This is a genomic window from Methanothermobacter sp., assembly GCA_030055615.1.
In the GTDB taxonomy this organism is placed as follows: Archaea; Methanobacteriota; Methanobacteria; order Methanobacteriales; family DSM-23052; genus Methanothermobacter_A.
The window spans coordinates 275,988-298,346 of the sequence record JASFYN010000002.1 but is presented as its reverse complement, the minus strand read 5'-3'; the positions used below and the strand labels follow the sequence as shown (position 1 = coordinate 298,346).

The following is a 22,359-nucleotide window of genomic DNA, read 5'->3' as shown; positions in this document are numbered from 1 at the left end:
TTTATCTTATCATATTTAAAGTTACCGAAAAGTTTATATAATATAAAGTGCATTTGTATTATAGTTACAAAAATTTACTAAAATATTAGGGTAACCCCCATAATATTATAAAATAACAAAAAAATAAGATAATAGGTGACTAAAATGGATAAGAAAGAAATAAAACTCAAAGTAGCTGAAGCATTATCACAATCAGATGTGGGCAGAGGCATAGCCCGCCTCGACCCCCAAGCAATGGAAGAACTAGGCATCAAAGACGGCGACATAATAGAAATAGAAGGAAAAAAGCTCACAGCAGCTACGGCTGCATCATCACAATCAGACATAGGCCTAGGAATCATAAGAATAGACGGATACCTACGTAAAAATGCAAGAGCATCAATAGGAGAAGAAGTAACAATAAGAAAAGCCGATGTAAAAGAAGCCGAAAAAGTCGTACTAGCACCAGTAGAACAACAAATCATAATAAGAGGTGATATAAGATCAGCATTCCTCAACAGAGTACTCGTAAAAGGAGACATAATAGTATCAGGTATAAGACAACAAATAACAACAGGTAGCTTGTTCGACGAAATACTCCGAGACTTCATGGACATATCACCACTAGGAGAAATAAAACTAGCAGTAGTATCAACAAAACCCTCAGGAGTCGTTAAAGTCACAGAAATGACAAACGTCGAAATACAACCACAACCAGTAGACGTAAGCAAACTCGAAGGAGTCACAAACCTCGTGGACGTAACTTATGAAGACATCGGAGGCCTAAAAGAAGAAGTCAAAAAAGTAAGGGAAATGATAGAAATCCCACTAAAAAGGCCAGAACTCTTCGAAAGACTGGGCATAACACCACCAAAAGGCATACTAATGTACGGACCACCAGGTACCGGTAAGACATTACTAGCAAAAGCAGTTGCAAACGAAAGCGACGCACACTTCATAGCAATAAACGGCCCAGAAATCATGAGCAAATACGTCGGAGGATCAGAAGAAAGACTCAGAGAAATATTCCAAGAAGCGGAAGAAAACGCACCATCAATCATATTTATCGACGAAATAGACGCAATAGCACCAAAAAGAGAAGAAGTAACAGGAGAAGTCGAAAGGAGAATAGTCGCACAACTCCTAACACTCATGGACGGTCTTAAAACAAGAGGCCAAGTCATGGTCATCGGAGCCACAAACAGGCCAGACGCACTAGACCCCGCCCTGAGAAGACCAGGAAGGTTCGACAGAGAAATAGAACTCGGAGTACCAGACAAAGAAGAAAGAAAAGAAATACTAGAAATACACACAAGGGGAATGCCACTAGCAGATGACGTCGACCTAGATGAGCTAGCAGAGATAACACACGGATTCGTAGGCGCTGACCTAGAATCACTCTGTAAAGAAGCTGCAATGAGAGTGCTCAGAAGAGTGATACCTGAAATAAAAGTCGACGAAGAAATACCAAAAGAAGTCCTCAAAAAAATGATAGTAACCAAAGAAGACTTCAAAAACGCCCTAAAGGACATACAACCATCAGCACTCAGAGAAGTACTAGTACAAGTACCTAACATAACATACGAAGACATCGGAGGTCTTGAAAAAGCAAAACAAGAACTCAGAGAAGCAGTCGAATGGCCCCTAAAATACCCCGAAAAATTCAAAGAATTCGGCATAAAACCACCAAAAGGCATACTACTATACGGATCACCAGGTACCGGTAAGACATTACTAGCAAAAGCAGTTGCAAACGAAAGTGAAGCCAACTTCATAGCAGTCAAAGGACCAGAATTGCTCTCAAAATGGGTTGGCGAATCAGAAAAAGGTGTGAGAGAAGTATTCAGGAAAGCCAGGCAGACAGCACCCACAATAGTATTCTTCGATGAAATAGACTCAATAGCATCCCGGAGAACAGGATCAGAAGCCGACTCAGGAGTAACCCAAAGAGTAGTCAACCAACTATTAACAGAAATAGACGGCCTAGAAGAACTACAAGACGTGGTTGTAATAGCAGCAACAAACAGGCCAGACATCCTAGACCCTGCCTTGTTAAGGCCAGGAAGATTCGACAGACACGTGAAAGTTGAAGATCCTGACAAAGAAGCTAGACTCGCAATATTCAAAGTCCACACAAGGAAAATGCCACTAGCAGATGACGTTGACCTAGAAAAGTTGGCCGAGATGACAGAAGGATATGTTGGCGCGGACATCGAAGCAATCTGCAGAGAAGCAGCTATGCTAACACTCAGAGAAGACATGAACGCAAAAGAGGTTCCAATGAAAAACTTCAAAGAGGCCATGAAAAAAATAAAACCAAAATCAACCATGGTAGAAGAGCAAGTACAATACCTCTAAAAGAACCTCCCCAGACCTTTTTTTAACATTTCTTTATAGAGGAGAAAGGGATTCTCATGCCATATAATGTAAAAGATATTTCATTAGCCCCAAAAGGGAAAGAGAAGATAGAATGGGTTCAAAGGCACATGCCAGTCTTAGAACACATAAAAAGAGAGTTCGAAGAAAAAAGACCATTTGAGGGAATTACAATAGCTTCATGTTTACACCTCGAGCCAAAAACCATCAACCTTGGACTAACATTAATGGCCGGAGGGGCCGAAGTCGCTATGACAGGTTGCAACCCACTTTCCACTCAAGATGATGCTGCGGCAGCGGGAGCATCCCTCGGCCTTAACATTTATGGTTGGCGGGGTGAAACAACCCAAGAATATTATGAAAATATACATCGTGTCCTTGATCATGAGCCAGACATCCTAATAGATGATGGAGCAGACATGATATTCCTCGCCCACAGAGAAAGACCCGAATTATTAGATAAAATAAAAGGTGCATGTGAAGAGACCACCACAGGTATACACCGTCTCAGGGCCATGGCAGAGGATGGGGCGCTACGATTCCCTGTAATGGCAGTTAATGACGCTTATACAAAGTATCTTTTCGATAATAGGTATGGTACTGGTCAGTCAACCCTTGATTCTATAATGGGCACAACTAACATGTTAATAGCGGGCAAAACTGTTGTTATTTGTGGTTATGGATGGTGTGGTCGCGGGATCGCCATGAGAGCTAAGGGCCTTGGAGCTAATGTTATCATAACTGAGGTGGATCCTATAAGGGCCCTAGAGGCTAGAATGGATGGTTTCAGAGTTATGAAAGTTAATGAGGCTGTTAAATATGCTGATATACTTATAACAGCCACTGGGAATATTGATGTTGTCTCCCTAGAAGATTTTAAGAAGATGAAGGATGGTTGTATAATGGCTAATGCTGGGCATTTTAATGTGGAAATAAACCGTGATGATCTTTTAAGTCTTTCAATTGATAATAGGATTATCAAGGAGGATATTGAGGAATTCATATTAAATGACGGTAGAAGACTATATCTTCTCGCTGAGGGTAGATTAGTTAACTTGGCTTCAAGCAGGGGACAAGGCCACCCTGCAGAGATAATGGATATGAGTTTTTCACTCCAAGCACTTTCTGCACAACATCTTTTAAGCATGGATTATGAACCAGGAGTTTATAAATCCCCTGATAAAATCGATTTAAAAGTTGCAAGGTTGAAACTAAAATCCATGAACATAGAGATAGACGAATTAACACCCAGGCAAGTGGAATATTTGAGTAATTGGCAGGAAGGAACATGAGTTTCTTCAGACTGATAGAAAAAGGAGATGAGCCGAGGAGATTATTCGTGGGGGGCTTACACGGAAAAGAAGGTCTTACAACAATAAAGGCCCTTAAAGCATTGAGTTTTGAGGATGTGAAAAATGGTAAACTTGTAATTTATAATTGTGATCCAACATCCTACCTGAGCACCTTGGAAAGATCATATTATAATACAAGACAAGGAAAGGAGATAATTTCATTAATAAAATATTATAAACCATCAATTTACGTTGAGGCGCATTGTTACAAAAATTATAAAAGACTTATAGATCCTAATCGTAAGAGGAGGATTGGAGTACCACCCCTCATCGAATTAGAAAATGGTGTTCTAATAGGCTCAGTATCCCCGCATATAAGGACTACCTTTTTTAAACGGGCTGATGTTTGCATCACCCTTGAAATGCCATGCATCAAAGATAAAATAGACACCAAAGCCCTTAAAACCTATACTAGTATTTTGAAGGTCATAGCATCAATAAAAGATCGTCCAGAATTGGAGGAAAAGCTCGTGAAGAAATACCCTGAACAAGTTGAAACTGCAAGAAGATATGCCATAGAATTTTTCGGCGATTATCCACCATTTTAACTGGGGGGTTTGCAAAATCAAAATCAAAGAATACGTGAAAAGATTACTAGAACTTGTCGAAATGGAAAGAAAGGCCGAGATCGAAGCCATGATCTCGGAGATAAAGCGTTTATCAGCTTCAAAACGTGAAAAGATAGGCAGGGCCATTACCAACCTTGATGGGAAGATCCTTGGCAGGGAACTTGGATTCACCCTTGTCAAATATGGTAGGAAAACCCCCATCGAAACTGAGATAAGCGTTGGTGACCTTGTACTTATAAGTAGGGGTAATCCACTCAGAAGCGACCTTACAGGTACTGTGGCCCAGAAAGGTAGCAGGTTTATAATTGTGGCCATGGAAAAGGTGCCAAGATGGGCTTTAAAAAATGTTAGAATCGATTTATATGCCAATGACATCACATTCCAAAGGATGGAAGATAATCTGAAAAAACTTAACAAGAACACTTATAATATTTTAGAATTCCTCTTGGAGAAGAGGAAACCCACAACCAAAGTTAGAAGAGTGGAATTCGAGTTAGAAGATGAAAGTCTTAACAATTCCCAGAGGGAGGCGATATCAAGGGCATTAGCCTCTAAGGATTTTTTCCTGATCCATGGCCCCTTTGGTACGGGTAAAACGAGAACACTCCTCGAACTCATATTCCAAGAGGTTAAAAAGGGTGGAAAATTGCTCGTAACAGCGGAGAGTAACTTGGCTGTGGATAATATCCTAGAAGGATTAGATGGGAAAGTCGAATGTGTGAGACTTGGACATCCGCAGAGGGTTTCAAAGGAAAACATAGAAAAAAGTTTGGCCTATAAGGTGGAGAATCATCCAGATTATGAGAGGATCTCTGAATTGGAAGAAAAGATCCAAGAGCTAATAAGAGAAAGGGAAAGATATCATAAGCCCACACCATCATTCAGGAGAGGTTTAAGTGACCGTCAGATATTGGCAAATGCGATGAAAAGAAGAGGGAGTAGAGGAATATCGCCTAATGTCATGATATCCATGGCAAAGTGGATTAAAATCAACAAGAAAATAGATAAATTGTACGAGATGATAGAAGATATAGAAAGTAGTATAGTGGCTGATATATTGGATGAGGCGCCTGTTATACTTTCAACTAATTCATCAGCAGCCTTGGAGTACCTTGATGGTATCAAGTTTGATCTTATAGTGGTGGATGAAGCTTCTCAGGCAACAATACCAAGTATTCTCATCCCTCTTTCACGTGGTGGAAGGTTTGTTTTGGCGGGTGATCATAAACAGTTGCCTCCAACTATTTTGAATCAGGATGCTATTGAGTTAGAGAAGACATTATTTGAAGAATTGATAAGATTGTACCCGTACAAGGCATACATGTTGGATGTTCAGTATCGCATGAATCCTCAGTTGATGGAATTCCCCAACATGGAATTTTATGATGGTAGAATAAAAGCAGCACCTGGCCTAGAATATTTCACTATAGAGGATCTTGTGGATGATACAGACTGTGAATGGGAGCTTGGAAGGGAACTTTTAAACCCTGGAAAGCCATTGCTTTTCATAGACACTGCTGATATTGAAGGAAAGTTTGAGAGGAGGGTGAGAGGGTCACCTTCATTACAGAATCAATTAGAGGCTGATCTTGCAGTTATAGTTTCCAATCTTTTTATGAGGAAGGGTGTTAAACCTTCTGATATTGGTATTATAACACCTTATGATGATCAGGTGGATCTTATATCATCCCATGCTAAAGTGGAGGTCAATACTGTTGATGGCTATCAAGGACGTGAGAAGGAGATTATAATTATATCCATGGTTAGGAGCAATAAGGATGGTAGGATAGGCTTTCTCAGCGATTTAAGGCGTCTTAATGTTTCACTTACAAGGGCTAGGAGAAAACTTGTGATTATAGGTGATTCGGAGACTCTTCAAGCGCATCCATCTTATAGGAGGCTTATAAGGTATTCTATTAAAAAGGGTTTTTATTATAGGCTTGGGAAAGAGTCTGTTAGAACCAGTCTGTCAAACTTTTCTGGATAGATTTTTCAATTTGCATCTTTTTTATGGCGTTTTGCACCCTTTCTTCTGAAAATTCATGTTCATGGCAAAGGAACTTTATTATACCATCCTTGTCTGGGCTCCTCCATGAAAGTTTGTAATCATCTGTAACCTCTGGATTGAGGAAGATCTCCCTTAAAATTTCAGGGTCTTCATCTAGTTCTTCGCCTAGATCTTTTAGTACGTTATAGATGTTGCCTTTTTCTTTTATAAGTTTAAGGGCTCTTTTTGGGCCTATCCCTTTTATTCCTTTGTTGAAGTCCGTGCCTACAAGTAATGCTATGTCAACTAACTGTTCTCGTGTGATTTCCAATCTTTTTAGGATAACTTCTAATTCTAGAAGTTCTAGTTCTTGTGCTCTTCCTGTGATGGCAAGGTTTCTAACGATTCTTGGGGCTCCGAATAGTAGGCAGTCGTAGTCTTGTGACGCGACAGCCCATGCATCACCTTTTTGGACTATATAAGACGCTTGAGCTTCGCCTTCTGCCGGTGCTTCAACAAATGGTATGCCCATCAAATCTAAAAGCTTTTTTGAAGTGGATATTATATCAGGGGATATTCTGGCGGATCTTACAGCATATTTTCTGGCTTCATCGATTTCTCCTTCTCTGAGGGCTTCTTTCCATTTTTTTTCGGCTTCAACTCTTACAGATTTCCTTTTTGTGATTGTTTCCATTTTTAAGTGTGGGCTTTTACCATCGAACACATAAACTACTTTTATGCCCTTTTCTATGATGGCTGAGGTTCTATAAAGTATGCCGCTAAGATGTGATGTTATTCTCCCTTTTCTGTCCATTAGGGGTGTTCCATCTTTTTGTCTAATACTGGAGAGGAACTGGTATATGGTGTTTGGGGCGTCGATTGCTATAATGCGCCCATTCAGATCCTCGAATTTTATCTTAGAGGAATATATTATATCCTTGAGTTTAACACCCATAGTTTTATAACTCCAAAATGTTCTCATCCCTATTTGAAGTATGTGAGTGGGAATGTTTCTTTTATTCTTATTAGGATTTTGTCTTTGTGTATGATATTATATGTGCGTGTTAACATTAATGAATTTGTGTGGAATATCCTTTTAAGATCCCTTGTGGGTTCTTCAATGTCTATTTTTTCCACTTCTCTTCTTGATTCGATGTTATGTTTGCGTAGTATTTTCCCGATTGGTATGTCTGCCCTTATCAGATCCTCTTTAAAGTCGTTGTTTAATCTTGCAAGGGGGATATATGATATCGCATGTATGAGGGGCTTTTTGTTACCAATTAGAACTATTCTGTAATTTATTTTTTCCCCGGCAGCTATGTCAAGTTTTTCAGCGATTTCTTCGCTGGCTTCTCTAAACTCTTGTACCAAGGTTTTTATAGTCACTTCCCCAAAAATGACGTCGAGTATTCTTGTAACTGAACCATCAGTTGCCAATAATATCTTTTGAGTATTCGAAAGCGGGCCTATTAGTCTTTCAAGCCTTCTGATTTCCTCCACAACATCTATATCCATTCCATATCCCCTTTTTCCTATTCTGGTATGGAGATTTCACCTTTGATGGCTGATTGGGCTACTATTATAGGATTTGCAAGGTAAATCTTTGATTTGGGGTCTCCCATACGTCCTTGGAAGTTTCGGTTACTTGTAGATATGCAAACTTCCCGGGGGCCTAGGACACCCATGTGGGCTCCGAGGCATGGGCCACAGCCTGGGTTGCATACTATAGCCCCCGCATCTATGAAGATCTTTATGATACCTTCCTTTAGGGCTTTGAGGTAGATTTCAGAAGATGCTGGGACTACTATCATCCTCACGTCATCGTGTATCTTTTCATTTTTCAGTATTTCAGCCGCCATTTTAAGGTCTTTAAATCTTCCATTTGTACAAGAACCCAGGAAGGCCTGATCTATATGGGTTCCAATGACTCTTTTAACATCTTTGACATTGTCAACTGAGTTTGGACATGCTACTTGTGGTTCAAGATTATCTATGTTAAAATAAAATTCTTCATGGTAATCATAATCTGGGTCTGAAGTGTAGATTTCAAATTTTTTTTGAGAGGTTCTTTTTTTGAGGTATTCTATGATGGCCTTGTTGGGTTCTATTATCCCATTTTTGGCTCCCATTTCTACTGTCATGTTGCAGATGGTCATCCTTTCTGGGACTCCGAGCCTTTTTATGGTCTCTCCTGTGAATTCAATGGATTTGTAGGTTGCGCCGTCGACTCCAAGTTCTCCTATGATGTGTAATATGAGGTCTTTGGCTGTTACATGTTCTTGGAATTTGCCTTCGACTTCTATTTTCATCGATTCCGGGACTCTTAGCCATGTTTTGCCAGTTGCAAATATCATGGCCATGTCTGTAGCACCCATTCCAGTGGCGAATGCTCCGAATGCTCCGTAGGTGCATGTGTGTGAGTCCGCTCCTATTATGATGGTTCCTGGTTTTATGAACCCTTTTTCTGGGAGTACTTGGTGGCATATGCCTTCCCCGTGCTTGAAAATGTTTTTTATTCTCTGTTCTTTTGCGAATTCTCTTGTTATTTGTTGGAATTCAGCCGCGCCGATGTTGTTTGGGGGTATGTTATGGTCGTAGACTATTACTATCTTTTTAGGGTCCCATACTCTTTTTTTTCTTGTTTTTTCGGCTATTTTTTTGAAGGTTTTTATGGTGGGTGGGCTTGTACCATCGTGTGTCATTGCAAGGTCGACATTGACTTCAATGATTTCGCCGGGTTGTACTTCTTTTTTATTCGCGGCTTTGGCTAGTATCTTTTCGGTCATGTTCATGGGGGATCACTACATGTCTACTGGTCCTTTAACTGAACTTATGATTTCTTTAAATAGTTCATCATTTATGAATCTTCCTTTCTCTCGGGCTTTTTTCACTTCTTCGACTATTTTGCAGAGTTCGTCTCGTGTTACTTCTATTCCGTATTCTTCGAGTTTTGCTTTGACTGCTCTGCATCCTGAGTGTTTGCCTAGGACTATCTTTCTTTTGTGTCCTATTAGCTCTGGTAGGAATGGTTCATAGGTTAGTGGTTCTTCTAGGACTGCGTCTACGTGTATTCCTGATTCATGCCTGAAGACATTTTTTCCTACTATGGGTTTGTTTTCTGGGACGGTCATGTGTGTGCATTTTTCCACTAGTTTTGAAAGTTCACAGAGTACTTTTATGTTGAATCCTAGGTCTATGCCATATAAAATTAGGAGGGCCATTATTAGTTCTTCTAGGGCTGTGTTCCCTGCTCTTTCGCCTATTCCATTGACTGTGGTGGATATTGCGTCCGCTCCTGCTAGTAGGCCTGTGATTGAATTTGCGACTGCGAGTCCGAAGTCGTTGTGGCAGTGTAGTGCTATTCCTGTGTTGAGGAATTTTTTGAGTTCTTTTACGAGGAATTCCATGCCTTGGGGTGTGATGGCGCCTACTGTGTCTGCTATGTGGACTCTGTCGACTCCGTAGTCTTCTGCTTTTTTATAGATTTTTTTAAGGAATTCGAGGTCTGTTCTTGTGGCGTCTTCTGCTGAGAATGCTACGAATATTCCGTGGTCTTTTGCGTATTCTATTGAGTTCATGCAGACGTTTAGTGCTTGTTCTTTTGTTAGTTTTAATTTGTGTTTGAGGTGTAGGTCTGATGTGGCTATGAATGTGATTATTCCGTCTACGTCGCAGTCTATGGCTGTTTCTATGTCTTCTTTTTTTGTACGTGATAATGCTAGTATGTCGGCGTTTAGGCCTTCATTTGCGATTTTTTTAACTGATTTTCTTTCTTCTTCAGATACGACTGGGAAGCCTGCTTCTATCTGGTGTATTCCTAATTCGTCGAGTTTTCTTGCTATTGCGAGTTTTTCTTTTGTTCCTAGGCAGACTCCGGGGGTTTGTTCTCCGTCTCTTAAGGTGGTGTCGTAGATTGTGATTTTTGCTGGGAATTTTAGTTTTACTTTCTTGTTGAAGGGGCTTACAAAGTACTTCAAGTGATTACCACCCAGATCTTTTTGATGGGGATAGTATCATTCAAGTAGTAATTCGAGGTATGATTTTCTTTGGAATCCTTTTCGGATTCCGAGTTTTTTGTAGATTTTGAAGATTTTTTGGAGTGTTTCATCATAATCTTCATTTTCTTTTATATCTTTTTCTATTTCGATGTAGGTTCCAAGGCCCTTAACGTTATCGATGGTGGCTGTGAAATCGTCTAATTGGTATATTTCTCTTTTTTTCACTATTTTGTGTGCTTTTTTGAATCCTAGACATTCTAGTATTTTTGTCATTTTTTGGGGGTTTGGGATTTCTGTTTCTATTTCTTGTCGGGTTTTGCTTTTTTCATCTATTTTAGGCCCTTTGTATGTTAAGAGGGTTTTTGTTGGTGTTTTTCTTATTCTTAGGGCTTCATCTGTGACTTTGAAATCCTTGTGGGGTGCGTTGAAGTATATGTCTTCTTGTTTTTCTGTTCTGATTTTTTGGGCTCCGATGGATTCAAGTTTCTTTTTTATCATGGGGTCTGTTTTGGCTTTTACTTCTACTTCGATCAAGGAGGCTCACCGATCCTATTTTTAGATGACTGAGATTATCAATTGTTTTTTCATGTGATTTTTTTATTATTATATGGGATAATTTATATAATTATTATAATGTTTCATGTGTTTGTTTGAAAAGATTTTAAATTGAAGAGTGTGTAATAAAAAATTGGTATTTGATAGTAATCAATTTTTAAGTACTTATAATATTATATAATTTAGCGTTTAAAGACTCCAATGTAGATTTTCAACTTCACTGGGAGGTATAATAATTGAATGATGTAGACATTAAAATAGAAAATATAGTGGCCTCTGCAACCCTTGGAAAATCTATAGACCTTACAAGAGTATCTAAAGCACTGAAGAATGTTGATTTTAACAGAGAACAGTTCCCAGGACTTGTATATAAATTGAAGAATCCAAAGACAGCCGCCTTGATATTCGGCTCAGGCAAACTTGTATGTACAGGTGCAAAGTCAATCGAAGATTCCAAAAGGGCCATAAAAATAACAGTGGATAAAATGAGGACAATGGACCCTGAAATTCCAGAGGATTTCGAAATTAAAATACAGAATATAGTGGCTTCTGCTAACCTGGGGAAACCCCTTAACTTAGAAGCCGTGGCATTAGGCCTTGAAAACACTGAATATGAACCTGAACAATTCCCGGGACTCGTATATCGTTTAGATGATCCTAAAGTTGTCCTTTTACTCTTCGGATCGGGTAAAGTTGTCTGCACAGGGGCTAAAAGTGCTGAAGATGCCAAGCTTGGCGTTGAAAGGACAAAAGCCCGCCTTGCCGAGCTGGATCTTATTTAATGGTGATATTATTGATTAAACTTGTAGTCTTTGACCTTGATAACGTGATAATAGACGCAGAAGCCATAGACGAAATCGGAAAACTAATGGGGGTCGAGGAAAAGATAATGGAACTCACAAGAAAAGCCATGGAAGGGGAAATGGACTTCAAAGAATCAATAGAAGAAAGAGTGAAACTCCTTAAAGGAGCTAAGGTGGATGATATAAAAAAATTGGCCCAAGAACTCCCATTAATGAAAGGAGCCGAGGAAACCATCCAATATCTCAAGGAGAAAGGCTACAAGATAGCCACTATAACAGGCAGTTTTGATATTATAGCAGATATAATAGGTAAAAAATTGAACCTAGATTATATAATCTGTAACAAATTACACCAAAAAAATGGCTTCTTAACAGGGAAAGTTAGCGGGCCCCTTGTGGAAAAGACAAAATATGATGTTCTACAAAAATTATTAGAAGATGAAGGTTTTAGTTTTGATGAGTGTGTTGCCGTAGGCGATGGTGCAAATGATATATCCATGATAGAATCTGCCAGGTTGGGCATAGCATTCAATGCTAAACCAATAGTCAAAGAAAAAGCCGATGCCATAGTAGAAAAAAAGGATCTCAGGGAGATAATACCTCTCCTAGAAGAACTTGAAGAAACCCATGATGTAAGTCTCGAAGAGGTTCTCGATAAAAAAAAGGAATACGAGGATAAACTTTCAACCACCCTAAAAGAACGGGAAGAATTCAACGAGAAAGCTAAAGAAAAAAAGGAACTCCGAGACAAACTCAACAAGAAAGTTAAAGAAAATCTGGATTTAGCCATTGAATTCAGGGATAAAAGAAATGAAATAAATAAAATGGTTGAAGAGAACAAAAGACTTAGAGACGAGACCAATAAGAAGATCCGCAAATTAAAATGGTCACCTACTAGTAGAAAACGTTTAAAGTTAGAAAAAGAGATTAAAAAAATCGATAAAATAATCGAAACACAAGTCCTAGATATGAAAAAAGAAAACGAACTAGTTAAAAGAGCAAACGATCTCAGAAGAGAACTGGCAAAGATACGCGAAGATGAAAAAACACGAAAGAAGGCCCTTAAACTTAAAAGATTATCAGAAAAATACCATGAAAATGTTGTCAAACTCTCCAAGGAAGCCCAAGAATACCATGAAAAAATGATAGAACAATTCAATAAAACGGACAAAATAAGAGCTAAGGCAGATGAAGCCCACAATGAGTTCGTGAAATTCATGAAACTAGCATCAAAGAAACATAAAGAATCAAAAAAGATCATAAGAAAGATAAAACAAGCTAACATCGAAATAAAGAGGATTAAATCGAGGATGGATAAAGTGGACGCGGCTAAAGACCATAAAAGAAGGATACTAGAAAAGAAAAAAGCAGAAGAAATATACAAATTATTCAAGGATGGTAAAAAGCTCACAAAAGACGAATTATTACTCTTACAAAGATACAAAATAGTATAGTAAAGATGAAATCCAAAAACAAAAAAGAAAAAATAGAAACTTGTTTCATTTGCCAAAGAAAATTCAACATAAAAGCTGATGACAACAGCCACTATCATTATGGAAAATATCCAATGTGTAATTACTGCAGCGAATTTTACGGATTCTACCTATAAAATGTGATCACCATGGATGAAGTCATAATATGCGAAAAACCACGCTCATCAGAAAAAATAGCCAAAGCACTATTCCCAAATGCAAAAAAGAAAAAATATAAAAAAACATACTACTGGGAACATCAAGAAGAAGATAAAAGAACCATAATAATACCGGCAGTAGGCCACCTTTACACCCTAAAGCCGAAAAATCCAAATGATGAACTTTTTTTCGACCTTGAATGGGCTCCTGTACCCGAAGTTGATAAAAAGAAACGTTATATCCAAGATTACATAGATGCCATTGATAGTTTGGCTAAAAATGCGGATAGATATTTCCATGCTTGTGATTATGACATAGAGGGGACTCTCATAGGCTACAATGTCCTCAAACACCTCTGTGGGGATGAAGCCCTCCAGAAGACCGTGAGGATGAAATTCTCCACACTAACAAGGGATGATATCATAAAAGCTTATAAGAACCCTATAGAACTTGATTATGGCCAGGTAGACAGTGGAATAGCTAGGCACGTGTTAGATTTCATCTTCGGAGTTAACATTTCACGTTCATTGATGAAATCAGTTAAAGAATCAACTAACAGGTTCATAAAACTTTCAGCAGGGAGAGTTCAAACCCCAGCCCTTTCGATATTGGTAGACAGGGAAAAAGCCATCCGGAACTTCAAACCAGAACCTTACTGGATCATAAAAGCCATTCTAGAAAATGATATAATAGCATTAAACCAGAGGGGTAGGATATTCCAGAAAAATAAAGTTGAAAGTATACTAAGAGAATGCCAGGGGAAAGATGCCATTGTAGAAGAGGTTAAAATAAACAAGATAAATAGGATGCCCCCTCCACCTTTCAATCTTGGGGGTCTTCAAGCCGAAGCATACAGGATATTCGGTTTAAGCCCTAAAAAGACACAGAGTGTCGCCCAGAACCTTTACCTTGAAGGTTATATATCATATCCAAGGACGTCATCTCAGAAACTTCCAGAAACTATACAATATGAGAAAATCCTCAAAGGACTTTCAAAGGATCCGAGATTTAAAGAAAAAATAAAAAATTTGAAAAAGCCGTTAAAACCGCATGAGGGCAAAAAAGAGGATGAAGCACATCCAGCAATCCACCCTACAGGACTACTACCCGAAAGGCTGGGAAAATATGAAGAAAAGGTTTATGAATTGATAGTATACAGGTTCATAAGCGCATTCGGTGAAAAAGCCATCATTGAGTCAATAAATGCAAAATTAAATATAGGCGGGGAAATTTTTAAATTTTCGAGAAAAAGGGTTGCGAAGAAAGGTTGGATGGAACAATACCCTTACCAGAAAATAGAAAATGAAAGATTCCCAGAATTAAAAGAAAGAGAAAAAATCCCCGTCAAGGAAATAATAGCAGAAGAAAAAGAGACAAAGCCGCCAGCAAGATACAATGAAGCATCGCTCATAAAAGAGATGGAAAAGAGGGGTCTTGGAACTAAATCAACAAGAGCGGATATAATCTCAATACTCTATGATCGAAAATACATCGAAGGAAAAAAAATACAGGTAACACCACTCGGAGAGAATATAATAGACACCCTTAAAAAATACTGTGAAAAGATAACCAGCGAAGAACTCACGAGACAATTCGAAAAAGAACTCAAAAAGATAATGAAAGGAAAAACATCAAAGGATAAAATCATCAAAAAAGCCAAAGAAGAGATCATATCAATAATAGAAGAGATAGAAAAGAACAAAGAGGAAATAGGAAAACACCTTTACAAGGCTTACCAAAAAGGACGTATAATAGGAGAATGTCCAGAATGCGGAGGTAACCTACTAATAAAGTATTCAGATAAGACTAAGAGCAGTTTTGTCGGCTGTTCAAGGTTCCCAGAATGTAAAATAGTATATCCACTACCAAAAGGTGCTCGTATATTAAAAAGCAAATGTGAAAAATGTGGCCTCCCATTAATATCTTATGGCCGGCCCCGGCAGAGAGCATGCCTAGACCCCCATTGCGGTAAAACTAAAAAAGATAAGATGGAAGTTGTGGGGAAATGTCCAAAATGTGGAAACGACCTTGTGAAACGTTCAGGAAGATATGGTGAATTTATAGGTTGCAAAGGATTCCCAAAGTGTCGTTTCACAGCTTCAGTACAAGAAGTTATAGAAAAAGGATAAAAAAATATTTATACAAGGTAAGATAATCATATCCAACAAAAAAATATTGTGAAGATCTACCATGAAACTAGAGAAGATCAAACCCTTGATAATCATCACAGTTTTATTCCTATTGGCATTCGCTATCAGAGCGGAAGCCTATAATATTGGTGGAGTCCCAAAGGACTCTAAACAATTCTACAAGGATCAGAATGGTCTTCCCTATTTCAGTGAAATGGACTCCTATTACAATTATAGGCTGACAATGAATTACTTAAATAAGGGCATTTTAGGCGATACAAAAGTTAATGGGCAAGAATGGGATCTACATTCATATTATCCCCCAGGTAGGCCCGTGGATTACCCCCCACTTATAGTATATGTTACAAGTTTTGCTTATCGTCTTGCTAACATGTTTGGTGATTATTCCCTCACTGTTGTTGCTTATTGGATAGGGGCTATCATAGGCTCGTTATGTGTAATACCGGCCTATCTTTTCACAAGGAAGATAAGCAATGATTATGGTGGTGTGGCCGCGGCGATATTAATAGGACTTACACCAGTATATGTATCACATACTTATGCTGGCTTCTTTGACACTGACATGTTTAACATGATCTTACCATTATTATTTATATGGTTTTTTATTGAGAGTATAAACTCTGATAATCTTAAAAGGAGATTAGCATTCGTATTAGCGGCTATCATATCACTCTTGCTCTTTTCAATGGCATGGGTAGGCTATATATTCTATATTGCGGTTATAGGAGTTTTCACAATAGTCTATTTCTTTTTAAAGCATTTGATGGGCGTGGAAAGGGAAACTTATAAGAGTAAAATTGAATGGCTAATTAATCAAAGGGAACTTTCAATGTTCCTACTCCTCATAATCATAGGAGGGTTCCTCTTCGGACTCTTGAAAGGATTCCCAGCACTCATAAATTCAATTTCTTTACTGGTTTCAGGTGTGCAGTTGCAAGCCACGGCCCAGACCACCAATTATCCTAATGTTTATGTTTCGGTTTCCGAGTTACAAGTGCCAACTTTCACAGAGGGTAATCCGCTCTTACCCAACCAAGTATCAGTACTCGGGGGTGTTGGCGGACTATTACCCTTCCTCTGCGGATTACTTGGTGTGGGGGCGCTTATATGGAGAATAATATCATTAGAAGCGCCTAGAGTAGAAGTGAAAAAGAAGGGTAAACGTGCCGGTAAGAAGAGCAAATTCATTAAATATCAGAATATCCCCAACCTAGGGAAGAAGAAAAAAGAATACCTATCATACTTATCATTAATGTTAGCATGGTTCCTATTAACCGGATACGCAGTTACAAAAGGTTTCAGGTTTGTGTCATTATTCGCCATGCCACTAGGGATATCTGCAGGGATATTCACAGGATACTTTGTAGAGTATCTTAAAGATAATCTTAAAAGCACGACATCTATTGCTATCGTGGCATTCATAGCAGGAATACTTATAATCTACCCCTTCAAAGTTTCCGTGCTAGCTAAAATATTAGCAGGGATGATAGCAATAACCCTAGTATTATCGATAAAAAACGAAAAATTCAGGGCTACTTCTATGATGATACTTGTAACATTAGCTATAGTCTCTGCACCTATAAGCGGAGCTCATGCACTAACTTCATCGGTAGTCCCTGGGACAGATGATGGAATGTGGAATTCCCTAACATGGATAAAGAATAATACAAGTAAAGATACTGTGGTGATGTCTTGGTGGGACTTTGGACACCTTTTTGCAGTGGCTGCTGACAGGCCAGTGACATTCGATGGGGGTTCTCAGAATAGTCCAAGAGCATTCTGGATCGGTAAGGCCCTCTTAACTGATAATGAGTCATTATCACTTGGCATACTTACAATGTTGTCAACAAGTGGTGACATGGCATATAATACACTTGATAATTATACCCATAATACTTCATTGTCTGTTAAGATACTCACAGAGACCTTAGGAGTCCCCAAGGATGAAGCCAGAGAAATTATGATAAACAAGTATAAGTTAACAGCAGATCAGGCCGATAATGTGTTAAGGTATTCCCATCCTGATAAGAAAAAGCCTTTTGCCTTAATATTAAGTTCTGACATGTTGGCAAAGGCTGCATGGTGGAGCTACTTCGGAAGTTGGAACTTTGATAAAAAGGAGGGTGAGCATTCTGCTTATTATACTTCATTGGCGGCTTCGAAACCTGAAGTGACCGGTGATAATGTGACGAGGATTGTTACCGTGAATGATCCCTCAGGTATGGTAGGAGTCCTCATAGAGAAGAAGGCTAATGAAACTAATGCAACCATAGTAGTAGTTGGGGCTAATGGCACGTCCGAAAAGATAAAACCCCACAAGTTAATATTCATTGAGGGTAATCAACTAGTTAAAAATGAGATAGTAGATAAGAATAGTCCTTTTGGTTTGCTTGTGATAGGGAGTGAAGGTTCATATATGAGTGTTATAATGGATAAGAAACTTGAAGATTCCATGTTCACAAAACTTTTCCTCTTAGGCGGTTTTAACCAGACATCCTTCAAGTTACTCCATCAAGAACCTGGAGTTCTTGTATGGACGAGGGCTTAATATCTCTTCGCCATTTTAGCCTTTAGAATGTCAGTAGCACTTATCATTCCGATAATCTTATCGTCCTCTTCTACTAGGAGCCTCCAGACTACATTGGTAACCATCTTATTTGCTGCTTCCCTGATACTTGCCTCGGGAGATATTGTAACAAGATCTCTTTCCATAACCTCCCATACTTTCACTTCACTTAAGTCGTCACCCTCGGCGATGGCCTCAAGAACATCCCATGTCGTTACTATCCCAACCTTCACGTTATCCTTTGTCACTACAGCGCTACCATGTCCCTTTTCCACAAAATTCCTTAAAACATCCTCAAGATTACTGTTAATATCAAGTGTTTCCACATCTTTAACCATAACATCCTTCACTTTCATAAAGACACCTAATACCATTATTATGGATGGACTTTATATAAAAAATTTTAGTATCTAATCTTTGTGATGGCCATGGACATAGAAGAAAAAATAAAAGAAATTGAGGATGAGATCAGGAAAACACCATACAATAAGGCCACTGCACATCATATAGGTAAATTGAAGGCTAAATTATCTAGGTTGAGGGAGGAGGCCGCTTCAAGGACCGCGAGGAAAGGTAGGGGTTTCCATGTTAAGAAGTCGGGTGATGCTACTATAGTTCTTGTAGGTTTTCCTTCGGTGGGTAAATCCACTTTACTCAATATTATAACAAATGCCCAGGCAAAGGTTGGAGAATACCAATTCACCACATTAGATGTCATACCAGCCATCATGGAATATAAAGGTGCCAGGATCCAAGTATTAGACATACCAGGGATAATACCAGGAGCTTCAAAAGGTAAAGGCAGGGGAAGGGAAGTATTGTCAGTTGCAAGAAACGCAGACCTTATAGTAATGATAATAGACATTCTAGACCCCAAACAAAGGAATATTGTACTAAAAGAGTTGAGGAATGTTGGTATAAGACCTGATGAAAAACCTCCAGACATTAAAGTGAAAAGGAAAAAAAGGGGTGGCATCCAAGTTTCAGCCACAATACAAGCAACTCATCTTAACGAACAAATAATAAGATCCATACTCAATGAATATGGGATACACAATGCTGAGGTTATTTTGAGGGATGATGTTACCATAGATCAGTTCATAGATGTCATAGAAGGTAACAGGGTATACATACCCACTTTAACAATCTTTAATAAAATGGATCTTGTAGATGAAGAATATGTGGAGAGGATCCAAGCGGAGGTGCCGGGATCCGTTTTTATATCTGCCAAAGAGAAGATTAATATCGATGAAGTTAAAGAGAAGATATTTGAAAAACTCAACCTTATAAGGGTTTACCTGAAACCTCAACATGGCGAACCAGACTATGATGAGCCACTCATAATCAAGAAAAGATCAACAGTAAAGGATGTATGTGGAAAACTCCATAGGGATTTCATAAAGAAATTCCGCTATGCAAGAGTATGGGGCAATTCTGTGAAATTCCAAGGCCAAAAGGTTGGAATGGACCATATCCTAGAAGATGGAGATCTGATAACCATAATAACAAGAAGATAAGAGGGTGCGAAAATTGAAGCTGGATGATATAAAAATCTCAAAGGCGATAATAGAAGAATACATGAATGAATTAGTGGATTATCTCGATGTTGACGTGGCTATTGGTGGTGGAGGACCATCAGGGCTCACAGCAGGCTATTACCTGTCCAAGGCCGGATTTAAAGTGAGTCTATTTGAAAGAAAACTCTCAATTGGGGGTGGAATGTGGGGCGGTGGCATGATGTTTAATAAAATAGTGGTCCAAGAGGCTGGAAAAGAAATACTCGAAGGAGAATTTGGAGTGAACTGCAGAGAACACGAAAAAGGCTATTATGTTGCCGATTCCATAGAAGCCGTCTCCACTCTATGTTCAAAGGCTTGCAAGGCCGGTCTTAAAATATTTAACCTGATAAGTATTGAGGACGTTATGATAAGAGATGATAGGATAACAGGCCTAGTACTAAATTGGACTGCAGTAGAGATGGCAGGTTTACACATTGACCCCTTAACTATAAGGTCAAAGACCGTTATAGATGCAACAGGCCATGATTGTGAAATAGTGAAAGTTGTGCAGAAAAAGATAGGCCCAAGGCTGATGACCGAAACTGGTAAGATCATGGGTGAGAAGCCGATGTGGGCTGATAAGGGAGAGGCGAGCCTACTTGAGAATACTCGTGAAGTTTATCCTAACCTTTATGTGGCTGGTATGGCGAGTAATGCTGTTCATGGTTCGTATAGGATGGGACCAATCTTTGGGGGTATGCTACTTTCCGGTAAAAGGGTGGCTGACCTCATCATGGAAAAATTGAGATGAAGATGATGAAGCCAATTATATGTATTACAGGAACGCCTGGGGTGGGTAAGACAAGCATATCCCATCGGCTTAGTGAAGAGTTGGATGGGAATCTGGTCGAAGTTAACAGGTTAGCTGAGGAGAAAGATCTTTTCATTGGAGAGGATCCGGTTAGGGGTTATAAGATTGTGGATATACCCTCCCTTTGTAAGGAGATCGTTAATGTTATAGATGATGATTCTTTTAATATCGTGGAGGGTCATTTGTCACATTATTGCAAGATCTGCGATCTCGTAATAGTTTTAAGATTGCATCCGAGGATTTTATTCCAAAGACTGGAAAAGAGAGGATACGATGAGAGGAAGGTGAAAGAGAATGTTGAGGCTGAGGCTCTTGGAGTGTGTGCTTATGAAGCTTACCAGTTACATGATGACATGGTCCATGAAATAGATACCACTGGCTTATCCCTTGATGAAGTATTAGATGAGATTATCAGAGTCATTAAAGGTGAGAAGCCCTGCACATTTGGTAGTGTAGATTTCGTGGAATGGTTCCTTGAAGAAGGGGAAACTTTTTAAATGATTAAATATAAGATCTTACATAATAATCCTTCTTGTAATAGTAAAAATATTCCTTTGCATAGGGAAATATTAGGGGATTGTCTATTCTATTAGTCTGATTTGAGAGGATCTAGTTTGCCGGGGAGAAGGCCACGATGGGTAATAAGGATAGCCAAGGAGAGAATAGACATCCTTTTCCAGTTAGCGGATAGGGAATTCTCGAAGCATCCTGAAAGATCCCATCGTTATGTTGAACTTGCAAGGAGGATCTCGAAAAAATATAATTTGAGAATCCCAAGGAAATGGAAAAGGAGGTTCTGTAAAAGTTGTTACAGGTTCCTGAAGCCTGGTTACAATTGTAAGATAAGATTGTCCAGGGGTAAAATACATTACCACTGCCTAGAATGTGGGAGGATTATGAGATTCCCATATATTCGGGAAAAAAAGATTAGAAGGAGAAATAAAATTGAATATCACACCTTCAAAAAAAGAGCTAATGAGAAGATCCCTATCGGCAATAACACTACAGATAGGGAAAGCAGGAGTCAATGAGAAGGTTATAAAAGAGATTAAAAGGCAATTAAAGGATAAAGAACTGATAAAGATAAGGTTCGCGAAGAGTATATCTTCTGAAAAGGAAACTTATATTAACGAGATCATCAGAAAAACCAATGCCAAGCTCATAGATTTAAGAGGAAACGTTGCCATAATATTCAAGAAAAAAGGATAGGGAGGAAATTTAAGATGACCACAGTTTATGATGTGCCAGCAGATTTACTCATAAATCAGGTTGCAAATGAATTACGCAAAGAAAAAAAGGTCAAACCACCAGAATGGGTGCCATTCGTCAAAACAGGCGTCCATAAAGAAAGACGCCCAGACAATCCAGATTGGTGGTATGTAAGGGCTGCAGCACTCCTTAGAAGAGTATACATTGATGGTCCGATAGGTGTGAACAGATTAAGGACAAGATACGGTGGTAAAAAGGATCGAGGTTCAAGGCCTGAAAAATTTAGGAGGGGCAGTGGCGCCATCATAAGAAGGGCTCTTCAACAATTAGAAGAAGCAGGTTTCATAGAAAAGGTTGAAGGTGGGAGGAAAATAACTTCTAAGGGGAGAGCATTCCTTGACAAAATCGCATATAAGGTCAAAAATGAGGTTAAAGAACTCGAAAAATATTAAACTGGGGGTTTATTAAAGGTGACAGACATAGAAGAGATACGCCGGAGAAAAATGTTAGAAATGCAGCAGAGGGCGCAGCAACAAGCTGCGGAAGCTGAAAAGGAGGAACAATTGCGGCGACAGTTTGAAATACAGAAGAGACAGTTACTCATGAAAATACTAACCCCTGAGGCTAGAAGCAGACTCGCAAACCTAAGGCTTACAAGACCCGAATTCGTTGAACAAATCGAATTACAATTAATACAATTAGCCCAAGCAGGTCAGATACGTTCAAAGATCACGGATAAACAGCTAAAGGAACTTTTAAGGAGAATCAGCGGTAAAAAGAGGGATATAAGGATCATTCGCAGATGATATTATTT

Annotated in this window: 22 protein-coding genes; 16 read left to right on the top strand and 6 right to left on the bottom strand. The window is 38.9% G+C overall.

Features of this window, described 5'->3' with window-relative positions:
- The first annotated feature begins 144 nt into the window (after window positions 1-144).
- The 4 genes from QFX38_04770 to QFX38_04755 are packed head-to-tail and all read left to right on the top strand — an operon-like array spanning window position 145 to window position 6,263.
- Window positions 145-2,337, top strand: coding sequence for a CDC48 family AAA ATPase (locus QFX38_04770; protein MDI9624179.1), 2,193 nt, complete (start codon window positions 145-147; stop codon window positions 2,335-2,337).
- 56 nt (window positions 2,338-2,393) lie between these two features.
- A complete protein-coding gene (ahcY, locus tag QFX38_04765) occupies window positions 2,394-3,647 on the top strand; it encodes an adenosylhomocysteinase (GenBank protein MDI9624178.1) in 1,254 nt (417 codons plus the stop codon).
- Complete coding sequence (locus QFX38_04760; GenBank protein MDI9624177.1) at window positions 3,644-4,255, top strand: DUF2119 domain-containing protein; 612 nt, start codon at window positions 3,644-3,646, stop codon at window positions 4,253-4,255. The genes ahcY and QFX38_04760 overlap by 4 nt, the downstream gene beginning before the upstream one ends.
- A 34-nt stretch (window positions 4,256-4,289) precedes the next feature.
- On the top strand, window positions 4,290-6,263 hold the full coding sequence (locus QFX38_04755; GenBank protein MDI9624176.1) for an IGHMBP2 family helicase: 1,974 nt from the start codon (window positions 4,290-4,292) through the stop codon (window positions 6,261-6,263).
- Here the strand turns inward: QFX38_04755 and fen are convergent.
- The 5 genes from fen to cyaB are packed head-to-tail and all read right to left on the bottom strand — an operon-like array spanning window position 6,232 to window position 10,795.
- Window positions 6,232-7,218: a flap endonuclease-1 gene (gene fen, locus QFX38_04750; GenBank protein ID MDI9624175.1), complete on the bottom strand. Its 987-nt coding sequence runs from the start codon at window positions 7,216-7,218 to the stop codon at window positions 6,232-6,234. The genes QFX38_04755 and fen overlap by 32 nt on opposite strands.
- 29 nt (window positions 7,219-7,247) lie before the next feature.
- Window positions 7,248-7,778: a chorismate lyase gene (locus QFX38_04745; GenBank protein ID MDI9624174.1), complete on the bottom strand. Its 531-nt coding sequence runs from the start codon at window positions 7,776-7,778 to the stop codon at window positions 7,248-7,250.
- Window positions 7,779-7,795: 17 nt separating this feature from the next.
- Window positions 7,796-9,055, bottom strand: a complete 1,260-nt coding sequence (gene hacA / locus QFX38_04740; GenBank protein ID MDI9624173.1) for a homoaconitase large subunit — start codon at window positions 9,053-9,055, stop codon at window positions 7,796-7,798.
- 9 nt (window positions 9,056-9,064) lie between these two features.
- The gene (locus tag QFX38_04735; protein ID MDI9624172.1) at window positions 9,065-10,240 is read right to left on the bottom strand and encodes a homocitrate synthase family protein; all 1,176 of its coding nucleotides are present in this window, start codon (window positions 10,238-10,240) and stop codon (window positions 9,065-9,067) included.
- A 36-nt stretch (window positions 10,241-10,276) separates the two neighbouring features.
- On the bottom strand, window positions 10,277-10,795 hold the full coding sequence (gene cyaB / locus QFX38_04730; protein MDI9624171.1) for a class IV adenylate cyclase: 519 nt from the start codon (window positions 10,793-10,795) through the stop codon (window positions 10,277-10,279).
- A gap of 257 nt (window positions 10,796-11,052) precedes the next feature.
- On the opposite strand from cyaB, the gene QFX38_04725 reads away from it, so the two are divergent.
- From QFX38_04725 to QFX38_04705, 5 genes are all read left to right on the top strand, one after another.
- Entirely contained in the window at window positions 11,053-11,598 is a 546-nt protein-coding gene (locus QFX38_04725) for a TATA-box-binding protein (protein ID MDI9624170.1), read from the top strand.
- An 11-nt stretch (window positions 11,599-11,609) separates the two neighbouring features.
- Window positions 11,610-13,073 (top strand): phosphoserine phosphatase SerB, encoded by a 1,464-nt coding sequence (gene serB / locus QFX38_04720; protein ID MDI9624169.1) that lies wholly within the window; start codon window positions 11,610-11,612, stop codon window positions 13,071-13,073.
- Between the two features lie 5 nt (window positions 13,074-13,078).
- On the top strand, window positions 13,079-13,228 hold the full coding sequence (locus tag QFX38_04715; GenBank protein ID MDI9624168.1) for a hypothetical protein: 150 nt from the start codon (window positions 13,079-13,081) through the stop codon (window positions 13,226-13,228).
- Window positions 13,229-13,240: 12 nt separating this feature from the next.
- The gene (topA, locus tag QFX38_04710) at window positions 13,241-15,379 is read left to right on the top strand and encodes a DNA topoisomerase I (GenBank protein ID MDI9624167.1); all 2,139 of its coding nucleotides are present in this window, start codon (window positions 13,241-13,243) and stop codon (window positions 15,377-15,379) included.
- A 61-nt stretch (window positions 15,380-15,440) separates the two neighbouring features.
- The gene (locus tag QFX38_04705; GenBank protein MDI9624166.1) at window positions 15,441-17,948 is read left to right on the top strand and encodes an STT3 domain-containing protein; all 2,508 of its coding nucleotides are present in this window, start codon (window positions 15,441-15,443) and stop codon (window positions 17,946-17,948) included.
- Here the strand turns inward: QFX38_04705 and QFX38_04700 are convergent.
- Entirely contained in the window at window positions 17,945-18,322 is a 378-nt protein-coding gene (locus QFX38_04700) for a CBS domain-containing protein (GenBank protein ID MDI9624165.1), read from the bottom strand. The two genes, QFX38_04705 and QFX38_04700, sit on opposite strands and share 4 nt — an antisense overlap.
- 72 nt (window positions 18,323-18,394) lie before the next feature.
- On the opposite strand from QFX38_04700, the gene QFX38_04695 reads away from it, so the two are divergent.
- From QFX38_04695 to QFX38_04665, 7 genes are all read left to right on the top strand, one after another.
- Complete coding sequence (locus tag QFX38_04695) at window positions 18,395-19,483, top strand: GTP-binding protein (protein MDI9624164.1); 1,089 nt, start codon at window positions 18,395-18,397, stop codon at window positions 19,481-19,483.
- A gap of 13 nt (window positions 19,484-19,496) precedes the next feature.
- The gene (locus tag QFX38_04690) at window positions 19,497-20,276 is read left to right on the top strand and encodes a sulfide-dependent adenosine diphosphate thiazole synthase (protein ID MDI9624163.1); all 780 of its coding nucleotides are present in this window, start codon (window positions 19,497-19,499) and stop codon (window positions 20,274-20,276) included.
- A gap of 5 nt (window positions 20,277-20,281) precedes the next feature.
- Window positions 20,282-20,833 carry an adenylate kinase family protein gene (locus tag QFX38_04685; GenBank protein ID MDI9624162.1) on the top strand — a complete coding sequence of 184 codons (552 nt, stop codon included), beginning with the start codon at window positions 20,282-20,284 and terminating at the stop codon, window positions 20,831-20,833.
- A 117-nt stretch (window positions 20,834-20,950) separates the two neighbouring features.
- Complete coding sequence (locus QFX38_04680) at window positions 20,951-21,367, top strand: ribonuclease P protein component 4 (GenBank protein MDI9624161.1); 417 nt, start codon at window positions 20,951-20,953, stop codon at window positions 21,365-21,367.
- Window positions 21,288-21,545, top strand: a complete 258-nt coding sequence (locus tag QFX38_04675; protein MDI9624160.1) for a YhbY family RNA-binding protein — start codon at window positions 21,288-21,290, stop codon at window positions 21,543-21,545. Before QFX38_04680 ends, QFX38_04675 begins: the two co-directional genes overlap by 80 nt.
- Window positions 21,546-21,559: 14 nt before the next feature.
- Entirely contained in the window at window positions 21,560-21,997 is a 438-nt protein-coding gene (locus QFX38_04670) for a 30S ribosomal protein S19e (protein ID MDI9624159.1), read from the top strand.
- 18 nt (window positions 21,998-22,015) lie between these two features.
- Window positions 22,016-22,351, top strand: coding sequence for a DNA-binding protein (locus QFX38_04665; GenBank protein ID MDI9624158.1), 336 nt, complete (start codon window positions 22,016-22,018; stop codon window positions 22,349-22,351).
- The last annotated feature ends 8 nt before the right edge of the window (window positions 22,352-22,359 follow it).